Genomic DNA, 11902 nt, shown 5'->3' with positions numbered 1-11902 from the left:
GCGTCCATGGACGAGGAGCGCGAGGAGCGCCGCATCGCCGGCGTCGACGAGGTGCCCGCCGACGGGACGCTGCTGTTCACGGTGCGCGAGGGCTTCGACACGGAGGAGGCGATTCTCGTGGCGTTCGACGCGGACGACGACGGTGCGAGCGACGACGCCGACGACGGGGACGGCACTGACGGCGCTGGCGACGGCCGCGACGTCACGGCGTGGCGGAACTTCTGCCCACACTGGACCGACGTCCGTCTCGACAAGGGGAGCGGCGCTGCCGTCAGAAACGGCGAGGTGGTCTGTCAGCGCCACGGCGCCACCTTCGAGAAGGACAGCGGCCACTGCACGTTCGGCCCCTGCGAGGGGGCGTACCTCGACGAGGTCGACGTGGTGGTCGAGAACGGGGCGGTGTACCTCGCGGACGACCGCTACGAGTTCGCGAACCTCGGGCCCTCGGGCGACCACGACCGCTCGACGGGCGGTCGCATCGACTTCTGACCCTATCGAATGGTGAACGTCGGCTCCTCGACGGCCTCGCTCTTGCAGTCGGGACAGCGCGAGGGGCGGTTCACCAGGTCGTCGAAGGCGTCGAAGCCGCACTCGCGGCACGTCGGCGGCGCGACGAGCAACTGCTCGTCGGTCGGCGCGAGCGACTGCGCGATGTGCTCGACGTGCGAGAGGACGGTCCCGGTCCGGACGCCGAACTCGGTGGCGAGGGTGCCCGGGGCGGCGGGTTCGTGACGGAGGTGGTCGGCGATGCGCTGGCGGGTGGTCTCTGACTCCGTGCGCATACCTCACCCCTCGGGCCGCACCGTCTAAACCGTTGCTCGCGCGTTCGAGGTGGGAAGGCGCAATACCTATGAATCCACGAGGAGAGGCGCGAGGTATGTACGCAGTCGTCTTGGCCGGTGGCTACGCGACGCGACTCTGGCCTATCACCCGCCACCGTCCGAAGATGCTCCTCCCCGTCGGCGAGACGACGGTCATCGACCGCATCCTGACCGAACTCGAGGCGGACGACCGCGTCGAGGAGGTCTTCGTCAGCACGAACGAGCGCTTCGCGGGCGACTTCGAGGAGCACATCGACGACGCCGGCTACGAGAAGGCCTCCCTCTCCATCGAGGAGACGGTCGCCGAGCGCGAGAAGTTCGGCGTCATCGGCGCGCTCGCCCAACTGGTCGACCGCGAGGGCGTCGACGACGACCTGCTGGTCGTCGCGGGCGACAACCTCATGGGCTTCGACATGGGCGACTTCCTCGACGACTTCGACGCCCGCGGCGCACCCACCCTCGCGGCCTACGACGTCGGCTCGCGCGAACGCGCGAAAGCCTACGGCCTGCTCGCGCTCGACGGCGACCGGGTCGTCGACTTCCAGGAGAAACCCGACGACCCCAAGAGCACGCTCGTCTCCATCGCCTGCTACGCCTTCCCCGAGTCGTCGGTCCGCTTCGCGGAGTACCTGGAGGGCGACAACAACCCCGACGAACCGGGCTGGTTCATCGAGTGGCTTCAGGCCGAGGAACCGGTCTACGCCTACTGCTTCGAGGAGCCGTGGTTCGACATCGGCACGCCCGAGGCGTACCTGGAGGCGGTCGCGTGGGCGCTCGGCGGCGAGAACCGCGTCGCGAGCGACGTCGACACCGACGGCTGCAGCCTCGGCGAGAACGTCCACGTCATGCCCGGCGCCACGCTGGAGGACGTCTCGCTCTCGAACACCGTCGTCTTCCCCGGGACGGACATCGCCGACGCCGACCTCTCGGACACCATCGTCGACGAACACTGCTCCATCGAGGGGAAGGAACTCCACGGCTCGCTCGTGGGGTCGTACTCGCGGTTACAGTAACCCACGTTTTGCAACACCACGTTTTGCTGCGGTCGCGCGTCAGCGACACGCTTCGCGGTCGCTGACTGCTCCCTGGCAAAACCTGGACCAAAACCGCGCCTCACCCCCTTCGGGGGTTCGGCGCGTCCGCTCGCTCACTCCGTTCGCTCGCGGTACGAGACCGAGAGCGTGCCCCCGCAATTCGCATCGCCTCCGTCTCTTCCAAATATGGACGCGGGCTCACCGAACAGAACGTCGGCGACTACCGAGTCCGCGGTCGGTCGCTACACCGTCTGGACCGTCACTCTCGGCGCGGTGCTCGTGGTCGTCGGTATCGGGCTCCAGTTCTCGGGCTGACCCGGTCTCGCTCGATGCTCTCTCCTTCCGGCGTGGCCACCTAGTCGAGCCAGGCGTCCTCGATGCGCAGGCGCCCCCGCGTCCCGTCCCACTCCGTCTCGTACGCTAGTTCGATGCGCCGGTCCATGTGGGGGGCGTCGGTCACCAGCGTCTCGAACTCGCCGCCCTCCCCCAGGATGTGGACGCCGTAGCGGTCGTTGAGGGTTTCGAGGTCGGCGAGGGCGGCGGCGTCGAGGGTGCGCCCGAGCCACGACTCGTCGAGGCCGGCGGCGGCCACCTGCACGATACGTATCTCGAAGCCGGCGTCGAGCATCGCGTCCGCGAGGTCGCGGGGCTCTTCCTGCCAGAGGGGGGCGAACAGCGCCGCGTCGAGGCGTTCGCACATCGCCCGGATGCGGTCGGTCTGGAAGGAGCTCTCGACGGCGCCGGCGGTCACCCCGCCGATGCCGCCGAGGTCGCGTGCGAGGTCCGCGAGGGCGGCCTCCAGCGGTTCGAGTTCGGCGTCGCCCTGCGCGCCCGCGTCGTCGACGTCCTCGGCGCCGAAGTCGTCCGGCCGGACGGAGACGAGGGGGATGCCGACGGACTCGGCGGCGAGCGCCGCGAGGTCGGTCGCCGGGACGTGGTACATGTAGGAGTCGCCGGCGGGGTGGACGGTGACGAGGCGTTCGACGGGGTGGTCGGCCTCCAGGGCGCGATAGAGCGCCCACGAGGAGTCCTTGCCGCCGGAGAAGAGGCTGACCCAGGGGTGCATGGCGGCCCTATTTCTCGAACGGATAAACGGCCACCGGTCCGGAGCGAGCGGACGACCGGTTCGGCCGCCCACCCCGCCGCTCAGACCCCCTGGTCGAGTTCCTCGACGGTCGTCGCGCTCACGTAGGAGGCGACGCCGACGCCGAGGAGGCTGATGCAGAGGCCGGCGCCGACGAACACCGCGAGGCGCATCCCGGGGGTCAGCGGGAAGCCGTCGACGGTGACGGCACCGACGGCGATGGTGGGGACGCGCACCGAGCCGATGACCGTCGCGCGCTCGAGGAAGAACCCCGCGAACCCGCGGACGACGAAGCCGATGGCGACGACGCCGAACGGGAGGTTCAGGAACGAACTGCGCACCTCGTCGTTCTCCAGCCACTCGTCGAGCAGGCGGCCCGTGGCGGCGGCGAGCGCGCCGAGGGCGAACCACGGCACGCTCTCGTAGGCGAACTCCATCGTCATCAACAGCGGGTCGTCGAGGCGGGTGGCGCCGACGACGCCGACGAAGCCGCCGACGAGCGCCAGTCCGAGGCCGACGACGTAGGTGACGACGGAGACGCGCCCGGCGTAGAACGCGCGCTGGACGGCCGACGGCGTCCGCGCGATGAGGTCCCCGACGCCGAGACCCTTGTAGAGGAAGAACACGCCGATGACGGCGGCGACGAGCGAGACGGTGACGGTGACGCTCTCGGTCGCCGCGAGCAGCGCCGGGACGGCGAGCAGTATCACGCCCAGCGGGACGAGCACCGTCTTCCTGAGTTCCTCGTCGCCGAGCACCTGCTTCAGGAGGTAGTACGTCGACTCGATGTCACGGGCCTGCCGGACGATGACGCGGTCGACGGCGTCGACGCGCACGCGGCTCTCGACGATGGGAACCGTCTGTTCGTCCTCGGCGCTGTCGACGACGACGACGGCCCCCGTGGGGTCGTAGCGCGCGACCAGGTCGTCGACCTGTTCGGCCAGCACGCGGTCGGCGTCGACGCCCTCGCCGGCACAGGAGACGACGGCGACGACCGCCTCGCTCCCCTCGGCGCGGAGGTCGCGGGCGACCTTCAGCGACTCCAGCAGGGAGTTCACGCGGCTGTCCTCGGGGTCCTCGATACCCACGTCCGTCACGAGGTCCGTCACGACGTCGTCACCGACCGCGGGGGTGGCCGAGTCGACGCTCCCCTCGCGGTCGATACACAGCACCAGCGTTACCACGCCTTCGGCCATGACCCACCGGGGTAAAAAACCAGCCGCTAGAGCCGAATCGTCAGTTCCCCCTCCTCGCCGAACCGCCCGGCGATGCCGGCGCCGACGGCGTAGGCGACCGACTCGGCGCCGATGCTGAGGCGCTCGCGCATCGAGCGCTGCGGTTCGAACGTCGCCACGCTCACGTCCGTGCCGAGCAGGTCCTCGACGTGCTCGACGACGTCGTCGCGCGTGCCGAGGCGGTCGACGAGGCCGAGTTCGAACGCCTGCTCGCCGAGGTACACCCGCGCCTCGGTGTCGCGAATCAGGTCCGGTGAGAGCTCCCGTCCCTCGGCGACCCGCTCGACGAAGTGGTCGTAGTAGTCGTCGATGAGTCCCTGGAGGTAGGCGCGCTCGTCGTCGGAGACCTCCTTGAGGGCGGTCCCGGCGTCCTTGTACCGGCCGGCGGCGAAGCGCTCGTACTGCAGGCCGAGGTCGTCGGCGAACTCCTTGGCGTTCACCCGCGAGCCGATGACGCCGATGGAGCCGACGACGCTCGTCTCGCGCGCCCACAGTTCGTCACAGCCGCTCGCTATCCAGTAGCCGCCGCTGGCGCAGGTGTCCGTCGCGTAGGCGACGGTCGGGCCGTCGAACGCCGCCGCCGCCAGCCGGATGTCGTCGCTCGGGAGGACCTCCCCGCCGGGCGTGTTGAGCTTCAACAGCAGGGCGTCCGCGTTGTCGTCGTCGTCGGCCGCCTCTATCTGGTCGACGACGTCGTCGGCGGGCGTCCCCCGCGAGCGGGTCGGTCCCGGCCCGCGACCGGACCGGGAGATGGGCCCTTCGACGGCCACCTCGGCGACGTTGTACCCGGGGAGCACCCGACTCGCCACCTGCTGTCCGACGCGGGCACCGACCAGCCCCACGAGCAGCGCGAGGAGGACGCCGAAGGCGGTCGCCCGGTCGGGGACGACGACGAAGAGCAGGAAGCCGACGACGGCGGCCACGCCCGCCGCCACGAGGGTGATGAGCGTGCGGACGACCGCCCCTCCGCTACCGTTCTGCGTTGCCATGCTCCACCTCGGGGGGGCGGGCGGTTAAAACCACACCGCCGTCAGTCGTCCTGCGGGACGGCGTCGCGCAGGTCGAGGGTGTCGGACAGCGACTCCTCGACCTGCGAGTAGGTGAGGACGAGGCCGACGGCGGCGAGGCCCGCGCCGACGACGAACGGCGTGGGGAACCCGAACCGGACGAGGTAGCCCGACGCCAGCGGGCCGATGGCGACGCCGAGACCGAACGCCATGGTGAGCACCGAGAGGGTGGTGCCGGACTCCCCCTCCCGGGCCAGGTCGCCGGCCAGCGCGAGCGCCGGTGCGAACACCAACGCGACCGCGACACCGTGCAACAGGCGGGCGACGAGCATCAGCCCCGGTCCCGCCACCCCGTCGAGGGTGGGTATCGCCCGCTCGATGCCAGGGGTGAGCGCGGGGACGTACCCCTGGAGCGCGACGGAGGGGACGAGCAGGGCGAATCCGGCGAGGAGGAACGGTTTACGGCCGTAGCGGTCGCTCGCCCGACCGATGGGCACCTGAAAGAGGACGTTGGCGATGACGACGGCGGCGAACTGGACGCTGAACAGCAGTTCCCCCTCGTCCAGTCGCGCGGTGATGGTGTCCTGGAGCGTGGCGAACAGGGCGATGGTGATGGCCATGAACAGCGTCCCGACGCCGAGGACGAACACCGGGTCGAACGTTTGGCGTCCGGTCGGGTCGAAGACGTCGAACGAGAGGTCCTCGGCCGCCGCCGCGTCCGTCCGGTCGGGGTCCTCGATGAGCAGCGTCACCAGCAGGAAGCTCACGGCGGCGCCGAGGACGGCGATGCCGAAGGCGGCGTCGAACCCCGATAGCCGGCCCGCGGGCGTCGCGTACGGCCCCTGCTGGATGACGACACCGGCGACGATGGGGCCGAAGCCGAAGCCGACCAGCCGGAAGGTGTTGAACACGCCGAAGTTCCCGCCGCGCTCGGTGTCGCTCGCGGCGAACTCGTTGACCAGCGCGATGGTCGCGGGGATGGTGAACGCCGCGCCGAGACCCTGGAACGCCCGGGTCAGCAGGACCGCCTCGTAACTGGAGACGAACGGGTAGGTGGCGCTCGCGACGCCGAACAGCGCGAGGCCGAACAGCACGAACCGGCGACGTTCGCCGGTCCGGTCGGAGATACGGCCCGTGATGGGCTGGCCGAAACTGTTCAGGAAGCCGAACAGCGAGAGGACGAGGCCCACCAGCAGCGGGAGGGTGAGTTCGACGCCGAGCACCGACCCCCCGACGAGGCCGGTGACGTCCACCTCCCCGCTCTCGATGTACAGCGGCAGGACGATGATGAGAAACGAGTTGCCGAGCGCGTCGGCCATCCGCGCGAGCGCGAGGGTGAGGATACGCCGGTCCGTACCTAGAACCATTCGCCTGAACGTACGGAACCCCACCCAATCACCGTTACCCCTACCGGCAGGTTGATACTATCACGAATCATCATTATAGACATGACTCGGAGCGTAAAGCTCAGCAGAGTGGGGACACTGCTCGCCGACCACGACTACCCCACCACCCGGCGGGACGCCATGGACGCGTTCGACGACGTGACGCTCCTGTTCGCCGACGGGCAGGCCCCCATGGACGAGACGCTCTCGGAGGTGCCCAGCGACACCTTCGACAGCGCCGAGGACCTCGAGATGGAACTCTACTCCCAGCTCCCCATCGAGGCCGTCGGCGAACCCGGCCAGTCGGAGGGCGAGGGGTAGTCGACCCGTTTCCAGCCGTTTATACGTCCCCCGCCTGTTACGGAGCGGTATGAAGTTCTGTGACGAGTGCGGCTCGATGATGCACACGGAAGACGGCGTGTGGGTGTGTCGCTCCTGCGGCCACGAGGAAGCCCGCGACCTGGAGGCGGAAGCGAGCATGACGACCACGCAGGGTCAGGAGAAGTCGGAGATAATCGACGTCAGCGACGCCGAGGACCGCGGTCTGCCCACCACGACGGTCGTCTGCCCCGAGTGCGGCAACGACACCGCCTACTGGTACATGCAACAGATCCGCTCGGCCGACGAGTCCGAGACGCGCTTCCTCGTCTGCACCGAGTGCGAACACAAGTGGCGCGAAGACGATCACTAGACACGACCTTTTACGACGGGCGGGCGAAGCCCGCCCTGTAAAAGCTCCTCCCGAGAGCGCGGCTCTCGGGAGCCTGTGAGACGCAACGCGTCTCACAATGGACCAAAAGCACTCCTCCTTCACTCCGCTTCGCTCCGTTCAGTCGTCGGCCCGCTCGCTCGTTCCACTCGCTCGCGGTGCGACACGGGGACCGACGTCGTTCGCGAGGGTCCGAAATATGTTCCGTCGAGTCGTCCGCCGAACCCATCGGTGAACTCCACGGGTACTCGGGCGACTGTCACGGGTTCGACGCCGTCGTGACGGAGCGTCCGAGAACGGTGAGGAGTGAGTCGCTCACTGTACCGGGGCCGACTCCTCGATGAGGACCGATTCCTCGCCCGAGACGAACAGTACCTCCTCGAACCGCCCGAAGTTGTCCACGTCCGCGACGAGTTCGGCCATCACGTCGCTCTCCATCGCCCGGTCGTACGCCTCCCGGTCGTCGAACCACATCTCGGCGACGCTGTCGTAGGGGGCGTCGTCCTCCTCGACGAACATCAGCGTGTATCGCCGTACGCCGGGAAGGTCGTCGACGACCGGCGCGTGCTCGTTCTCGTAGTACTCGCGGTACTCCTCGTGGCTCATCCCCTCGTTGCGGGGCAGACAGACGGTCGCCTTGTACATCGCACGGAGTAGACGACGCATACGATGATGAACTAGTATGAAACCCCGGAGACACCTCCCACGCCCTGAACGTCTCCGACTCCGGCCGTTTCGAGCCGTCCCCTACCTCCTCGTCGGCCGGGGACCGACACCTCTCGCCGTCACGCACCTACAAGGCGCCGGGGCGCGTAGTCGCTCGCAATGATGCCGTCGGTTCCCGAAGAGCGGTTGTCCGGAGAGGGGTGGTCGCTCGTCGAGGAGACGACGGAGACGCTGTTTCGCCTCCCGACGGCGCAGGTGAAGGGACACACCCGACTGTACGAGGACGCGGCCCTGCGCGAGCGTGTTCGGGAGGCGGCGGGCCTCGACCGCCAGTGGCGCTTCTTCTTCGCCACGCGCGTCGAGTTCGTCCCGGGGCTGGCGCCCGGCGTCGGCCCGGCGATGCTCCTCCCGACGGTCACCGCCGAGTCCCGCCGGACGTTCGGCGACGACCTCCGGGAACGGGGATTCGAGGACGTGCGTCGCGAACGCACCGAGCGCTTCCGCGTCCGGTCCGGGGCGCGGGCGCGCCTGCAGTGTTACCGGGCGACGCTCCCGCTCTCCGCCGAGACCCACGCCGACGCCGACGCGCTCGAGGACGTGGAGGTGGAGGGGTGGCTCGGCGTCTGGACGGACGGCGGCGAGTTCCGCCTCGCGGGCGGGGCCTACCCCCTGCACGTGGAGGCGGTGTGCGAGGCGCTCGGCGTCTCGGGCGTCGAGTTGAGCGCGAAGGAGTGTCGTCGGGAGCTGTTCGACCTGATTCGCGCGGTCAGTTGACGAAGCGGACGGGCGCAGCCACCGACGCCCGGAGGACCCCGGCCGGGAGGAGTTCGACCGGCGCCAGTCGCTCGACGGCGCCGGGGTGCGCGTCGGCCCCGAGGCGGGCGACGGCCGTCCCGTCGATACAGACCAGCACCGTGAGGTCGAGGTCCGTGAGGACGGCGAGCGTCCGGTCGAGTCGGCTCCACCCCGAGCGGGCGAGCGCGTACGCAGCCCGGACGGAGGGGAGGTCGACGACGACGGTGTCCGTGTACGACTCGACGGTGATGGGCTGACCGTCGATGGTGAGCGACAGGTCGGCCGCGACGTCGACCGGGTGGGCGCTTCGAGCCACCCGGCTCAGTCGCGCTGCTCGCGCGTCGTGATGGTCAGGTTGCCGTCGAGACGCCAGTGGGCGTGCTCGGCGTCCGACCCGGCCTTGCTCGGGACGTAGACGTTCATGTCCTCGAACTCGTACTCTATCTCCGCGTTCCGACCGGTGAGTCGGTCGTACAGCGCGATGCCGAGGTCGGGCCACGTCGTCGTCTCGTCGAGTCGCTCGTCGGTGTCTGCGTCACTCATGATGCCTATTGACGTACGGCTGACAGCCTCATTAAACTACCTCGAACCCCCGTCGGCTGCCGGTTCCTCGGGCGGTTCACACGGTTCGGCGGGCCGTCCGCGTCCCCCGTTCAGGCGCGCGCGAACAGGAGGTACCCGGTGTGGCCGACGCCGGCGGTGGAGGGGCGGCTCCCCCGACTGTCGAAGTCCATCTCGCGCTGGAGCGTCTCGTAGGTCTCGATGTCCTCCAGTCCGGCCTCCCGGGCGGCCTCGACGGCCGCGCGCGTCCCCTCGACGAACGGGACGTAGGCGGTGACGTAGCCGCCGGGGACGACCAGTTCGTGCGCCCGGCGGATGACCCGCGGGGCGTCCTCCGTGTCGAGGGTGAGCAGGTCGAACGTTCCCAGGTCGTCCGGGTCGGCGTCGAGGTCGTCGGTCACGTCGCCGACGCGGACCTCCACGCGGTCACCGATGCCCGCCAGGTCCATGTTCGAGCGGGCCACGTCGGCGAACTCGGGGTTGCGCTCGTAGGTGACCACCTCGGCGCCGGCACGGGCGAGGTACGCGCTCAGCACGCCCGTCCCGGTGCCGGCGTCGAGGACGCGGTCGCCCTCGCAGGCGCCGGTGTGGCCCATGATGAGGCCGATGTCGCGGGGCATCATCGGCGCGCCCGTGCGCTCGAAGTGAGCGAACAGGTCCGGTCCGCGGAGGTCGCGGACCTCGAACGCCTCGCCGAGATGCGTCTCGACGACGTCGCCGGGGGCCACGTCCTCGGGCACCTCGAGGATGCCGAGGTCGCTCTCCAGCGTCTCGCCGGGCGACAGGAGGTACTCGCGGCCGTCGCGGACGAAGAGGTACACGGCCGGTTACTCCAGTCTGCTGACGGCCGCGGCGAGGTCGCCGTCCTCGGCTTCGAGCGCCGCGCGGGCCTCCTCCTCGGTCGCGCCGGTCCGCTGGGCGACGATCTCCACGTCGGCGTCGGGGATGGCCGACTCCCCCTCGGTCTCGGCCTCCTCGACGGCCCCCGCCGTCTCGTCGGCCGCACCGCCCTCGCCGCGCGGGCGCGACTCGGGTTCGCCGACGATCTGGTAGGTCGCCTGGCCCTGGGCGTCCATGCGCTGGACGTCGACGTCCGTGAAGACGAGTTCCTCGTCCGCGGTCCGGACGACGACCTCCTCGGCGTCGATCTCCGTGACCTCGATGCCCATCTGCTTCATCATCTGCTTCATCTTGCGCGGGTCGAGCCCGCCGCCTCCTCCAAACATACCCGTGAACTCTCGGTCTGACGGCAAAAGCGTAGTGGACTCCGGTCGCCTCAGCCCTCGACGCCCGCCCCGTCGCGCACCTTCACGGCCATCCCCGTCTCGAAGTCGCGCATCCCGTCGGCGGGCAGTTCCGCCCGCCCGACGCCGAGGAGCGACCCGTCGTGCGTGACGAGCACCTCGTCGCCGGGGCGGACGGCGTCGTCCGCGCTCACGACGAACTTCGCGAACGCGTTCTTCCCCTCCCTGACGAACGGGACGCTCTCGTCGCCCACCTCGACGCGGGGGCCGCCGAGGGCCTCGTACAGCCGCGTCCCGCCCGCCATCGCGAGCGTGAAGCGCCCGTCGGTCCCGTAGGAGACGAGGCGCTCGTCGTCGGTCGTGCGCACCTGCTGGGGTCGGCCGGTCGAGGAGCGCCAGACGTCGAGCGTCTCGCCGTCGGGGAACAGCGCCCGCCCGGCGCCCGCGCCGAACTGGTAGTCCGCGATGGTCCGCAGTCGCGCCCGCTCGTCGTCGTCCATACCCCCTCCAGCGGGCGGATGGGTAAAAGCGCCGCGAGCGCGGACGCCGTACCGGACGACGAGTCGAGCGGGGCACCGCTCCGGGATGAACGTGAGATTGACACACACGACACACGGGCCCGAACGACGTACCGACACGATTCGGAGAGGTTTAATCGACCGGGGTCTATCGCCCCGACATGGCAACGGACACGCGCAGACTCGGTATCGGTGCCGCCCTCCTCGCCCTCGGTAGCATCGTCGTCATCTTCGGTGGCTTCCCCTCGGCCCCCATCCCGGGGCTCGTCCTCGGCGTCGCCGCCCTCGCGATGGCGGCGGGGTCGCTCCTCATCGGCTTCTCGCAGGAAGGTATGGGCGTCTGACTACAGCAGGAAGCGGTCGGTGTCCTCGCTCAGGTCGACGAACGAGTCGGCGGCCTCGACGAGTTCCGTCGCCGTCGACTGCCCGAAGCCCATCACCTCCACGCGGGTCCCCTCGTGGCGCAGGTGCGAGCAGAGCCGCGAGAAGTCGCCGTCGCCCGTACAGAGGACGATGGTGTCGACGTGTCGCCCGAGCGTGATGGCGTCGAGGCTCAGGCCGACGTCCCAGTCGGCCTTCTTCGACCCGTCGCTGTACGTCTTCAGTTCCTTCAGCTTCGTCTCGAAGCCGATGTCCTCCAGCGCCTCGAAGAAGCTCTCCTCCTCGGGGGCGTGCGCGCGGACGACGTAGGCGATGGCCCGGACGAGCTTGCGGTCGTGGACGGCGCTCTCCAGAACGCTCGCGTAGTCGACGTTGCGCGAGTAGACGCTGTGTGAGGAGTGGTACAGGTTGCGCGCGTCGGCCAGCACGGCCACGCGCTGGTCGGGGTGTATCGGAGGCATA

18 protein-coding genes are annotated in these 11902 nt (G+C 69.7%); 6 read left to right on the top strand and 12 right to left on the bottom strand.

Annotated features, from left to right (window positions below):
- Nucleotides 1-6: 6 nt before the first annotated feature.
- A complete protein-coding gene (locus tag P1Y20_RS07760) occupies nt 7-489 on the top strand; it encodes a Rieske (2Fe-2S) protein (protein ID WP_304448088.1) in 483 nt (160 codons plus the stop codon).
- A 2-nt stretch (nt 490-491) separates the two neighbouring features.
- Here P1Y20_RS07760 and P1Y20_RS07755 read toward each other — a convergent pair whose 3' ends face one another.
- Complete coding sequence (locus P1Y20_RS07755; RefSeq protein ID WP_304448087.1) at nt 492-782, bottom strand: transcriptional regulator; 291 nt, start codon at nt 780-782, stop codon at nt 492-494.
- Between the two features lie 95 nt (nt 783-877).
- On the opposite strand from P1Y20_RS07755, the gene P1Y20_RS07750 reads away from it, so the two are divergent.
- Nucleotides 878-1834, top strand: a complete 957-nt coding sequence (locus tag P1Y20_RS07750) for a nucleotidyltransferase family protein (protein WP_304448086.1) — start codon at nt 878-880, stop codon at nt 1832-1834.
- Between the two features lie 376 nt (nt 1835-2210).
- Here the strand turns inward: P1Y20_RS07750 and P1Y20_RS07745 are convergent, their stop codons facing one another.
- From P1Y20_RS07745 to P1Y20_RS07730, 4 genes are all read right to left on the bottom strand, one after another.
- Nucleotides 2211-2921 (bottom strand): diphthine--ammonia ligase, encoded by a 711-nt coding sequence (locus P1Y20_RS07745; protein WP_304448085.1) that lies wholly within the window; start codon nt 2919-2921, stop codon nt 2211-2213.
- 80 nt (nt 2922-3001) lie between these two features.
- Nucleotides 3002-4123, bottom strand: a complete 1122-nt coding sequence (locus tag P1Y20_RS07740) for a DUF373 family protein (protein WP_304448084.1) — start codon at nt 4121-4123, stop codon at nt 3002-3004.
- Between the two features lie 38 nt (nt 4124-4161).
- Nucleotides 4162-5163: a signal peptide peptidase SppA gene (gene sppA, locus P1Y20_RS07735; RefSeq protein ID WP_304448083.1), complete on the bottom strand. Its 1002-nt coding sequence runs from the start codon at nt 5161-5163 to the stop codon at nt 4162-4164.
- Between the two features lie 41 nt (nt 5164-5204).
- Nucleotides 5205-6548: an MFS transporter gene (locus tag P1Y20_RS07730; RefSeq protein WP_304448082.1), complete on the bottom strand. Its 1344-nt coding sequence runs from the start codon at nt 6546-6548 to the stop codon at nt 5205-5207.
- An 81-nt stretch (nt 6549-6629) separates the two neighbouring features.
- On the opposite strand from P1Y20_RS07730, the gene P1Y20_RS07725 reads away from it, so the two are divergent.
- Nucleotides 6630-6887 (top strand): DUF5789 family protein, encoded by a 258-nt coding sequence (locus tag P1Y20_RS07725; RefSeq protein WP_304448081.1) that lies wholly within the window; start codon nt 6630-6632, stop codon nt 6885-6887.
- Between the two features lie 49 nt (nt 6888-6936).
- Entirely contained in the window at nt 6937-7257 is a 321-nt protein-coding gene (locus P1Y20_RS07720) for a transcription factor S (RefSeq protein WP_304448080.1), read from the top strand.
- A gap of 333 nt (nt 7258-7590) precedes the next feature.
- Here P1Y20_RS07720 and P1Y20_RS07715 read toward each other — a convergent pair whose 3' ends face one another.
- Entirely contained in the window at nt 7591-7920 is a 330-nt protein-coding gene (locus P1Y20_RS07715) for an EthD family reductase (protein ID WP_304448079.1), read from the bottom strand.
- 180 nt (nt 7921-8100) lie between these two features.
- Between P1Y20_RS07715 and P1Y20_RS07710 the strand changes: the two genes are divergently transcribed.
- Nucleotides 8101-8715 carry a DUF6517 family protein gene (locus P1Y20_RS07710; RefSeq protein WP_379737193.1) on the top strand — a complete coding sequence of 205 codons (615 nt, stop codon included), beginning with the start codon at nt 8101-8103 and terminating at the stop codon, nt 8713-8715.
- Here the strand turns inward: P1Y20_RS07710 and P1Y20_RS07705 are convergent.
- The 5 genes from P1Y20_RS07705 to P1Y20_RS07685 form a co-directional block, all read right to left on the bottom strand.
- Entirely contained in the window at nt 8708-9052 is a 345-nt protein-coding gene (locus tag P1Y20_RS07705; RefSeq protein WP_304448078.1) for a hypothetical protein, read from the bottom strand. The genes P1Y20_RS07710 and P1Y20_RS07705 overlap by 8 nt on opposite strands.
- A 5-nt stretch (nt 9053-9057) precedes the next feature.
- Nucleotides 9058-9279: a hypothetical protein gene (locus tag P1Y20_RS07700; protein WP_304448077.1), complete on the bottom strand. Its 222-nt coding sequence runs from the start codon at nt 9277-9279 to the stop codon at nt 9058-9060.
- 110 nt (nt 9280-9389) lie between these two features.
- Entirely contained in the window at nt 9390-10118 is a 729-nt protein-coding gene (locus P1Y20_RS07695) for a methyltransferase domain-containing protein (RefSeq protein WP_304448076.1), read from the bottom strand.
- 6 nt (nt 10119-10124) lie between these two features.
- Complete coding sequence (locus P1Y20_RS07690; protein ID WP_304448075.1) at nt 10125-10523, bottom strand: nascent polypeptide-associated complex protein; 399 nt, start codon at nt 10521-10523, stop codon at nt 10125-10127.
- A gap of 50 nt (nt 10524-10573) precedes the next feature.
- Nucleotides 10574-11041 carry a PUA domain-containing protein gene (locus P1Y20_RS07685; protein ID WP_304448074.1) on the bottom strand — a complete coding sequence of 156 codons (468 nt, stop codon included), beginning with the start codon at nt 11039-11041 and terminating at the stop codon, nt 10574-10576.
- A 179-nt stretch (nt 11042-11220) separates the two neighbouring features.
- Between P1Y20_RS07685 and P1Y20_RS07680 the strand changes: the two genes are divergently transcribed.
- Nucleotides 11221-11403 (top strand): hypothetical protein, encoded by a 183-nt coding sequence (locus P1Y20_RS07680; protein WP_304448073.1) that lies wholly within the window; start codon nt 11221-11223, stop codon nt 11401-11403.
- Here the strand turns inward: P1Y20_RS07680 and P1Y20_RS07675 are convergent, their stop codons facing one another.
- Nucleotides 11404-11901 (bottom strand): LabA-like NYN domain-containing protein, encoded by a 498-nt coding sequence (locus P1Y20_RS07675; RefSeq protein ID WP_304448072.1) that lies wholly within the window; start codon nt 11899-11901, stop codon nt 11404-11406.
- Nucleotide 11902: the final 1 nt, after the last annotated feature.

Origin of the sequence: Halomarina ordinaria (assembly GCF_030553305.1) — an archaeon.
Lineage (GTDB): Archaea > Halobacteriota > Halobacteria > Halobacteriales > Haloarculaceae > Halomarina > Halomarina ordinaria.
This window is presented reverse-complemented; position numbering and strand designations above follow the sequence as displayed.

What these genes read in the sequence shown, in the direction of transcription:
- P1Y20_RS07760 (WP_304448088.1), top strand. Translation starts at nt 7, where the DNA reads ATGGACGAGGAGCGCGAGGAGCGCCGCATCGCCGGCGTCGACGAGGTG.
- P1Y20_RS07755 (WP_304448087.1), bottom strand. Translation starts at nt 782, where the DNA reads ATGCGCACGGAGTCAGAGACCACCCGCCAGCGCATCGCCGACCACCTC.
- P1Y20_RS07750 (WP_304448086.1), top strand. Translation starts at nt 878, where the DNA reads ATGTACGCAGTCGTCTTGGCCGGTGGCTACGCGACGCGACTCTGGCCT.
- P1Y20_RS07745 (WP_304448085.1), bottom strand. Translation starts at nt 2,921, where the DNA reads ATGCACCCCTGGGTCAGCCTCTTCTCCGGCGGCAAGGACTCCTCGTGG.
- sppA (WP_304448083.1), bottom strand. Translation starts at nt 5,163, where the DNA reads ATGGCAACGCAGAACGGTAGCGGAGGGGCGGTCGTCCGCACGCTCATC.
- P1Y20_RS07730 (WP_304448082.1), bottom strand. Translation starts at nt 6,548, where the DNA reads ATGGTTCTAGGTACGGACCGGCGTATCCTCACCCTCGCGCTCGCGCGG.
- P1Y20_RS07725 (WP_304448081.1), top strand. Translation starts at nt 6,630, where the DNA reads ATGACTCGGAGCGTAAAGCTCAGCAGAGTGGGGACACTGCTCGCCGAC.
- P1Y20_RS07720 (WP_304448080.1), top strand. Translation starts at nt 6,937, where the DNA reads ATGAAGTTCTGTGACGAGTGCGGCTCGATGATGCACACGGAAGACGGC.
- P1Y20_RS07715 (WP_304448079.1), bottom strand. Translation starts at nt 7,920, where the DNA reads ATGTACAAGGCGACCGTCTGTCTGCCCCGCAACGAGGGGATGAGCCAC.
- P1Y20_RS07710 (WP_379737193.1), top strand. Translation starts at nt 8,101, where the DNA reads ATGATGCCGTCGGTTCCCGAAGAGCGGTTGTCCGGAGAGGGGTGGTCG.
- P1Y20_RS07700 (WP_304448077.1), bottom strand. Translation starts at nt 9,279, where the DNA reads ATGAGTGACGCAGACACCGACGAGCGACTCGACGAGACGACGACGTGG.
- P1Y20_RS07690 (WP_304448075.1), bottom strand. Translation starts at nt 10,523, where the DNA reads ATGTTTGGAGGAGGCGGCGGGCTCGACCCGCGCAAGATGAAGCAGATG.
- P1Y20_RS07685 (WP_304448074.1), bottom strand. Translation starts at nt 11,041, where the DNA reads ATGGACGACGACGAGCGGGCGCGACTGCGGACCATCGCGGACTACCAG.
- P1Y20_RS07680 (WP_304448073.1), top strand. Translation starts at nt 11,221, where the DNA reads ATGGCAACGGACACGCGCAGACTCGGTATCGGTGCCGCCCTCCTCGCC.
- P1Y20_RS07675 (WP_304448072.1), bottom strand. Translation starts at nt 11,901, where the DNA reads ATGCCTCCGATACACCCCGACCAGCGCGTGGCCGTGCTGGCCGACGCG.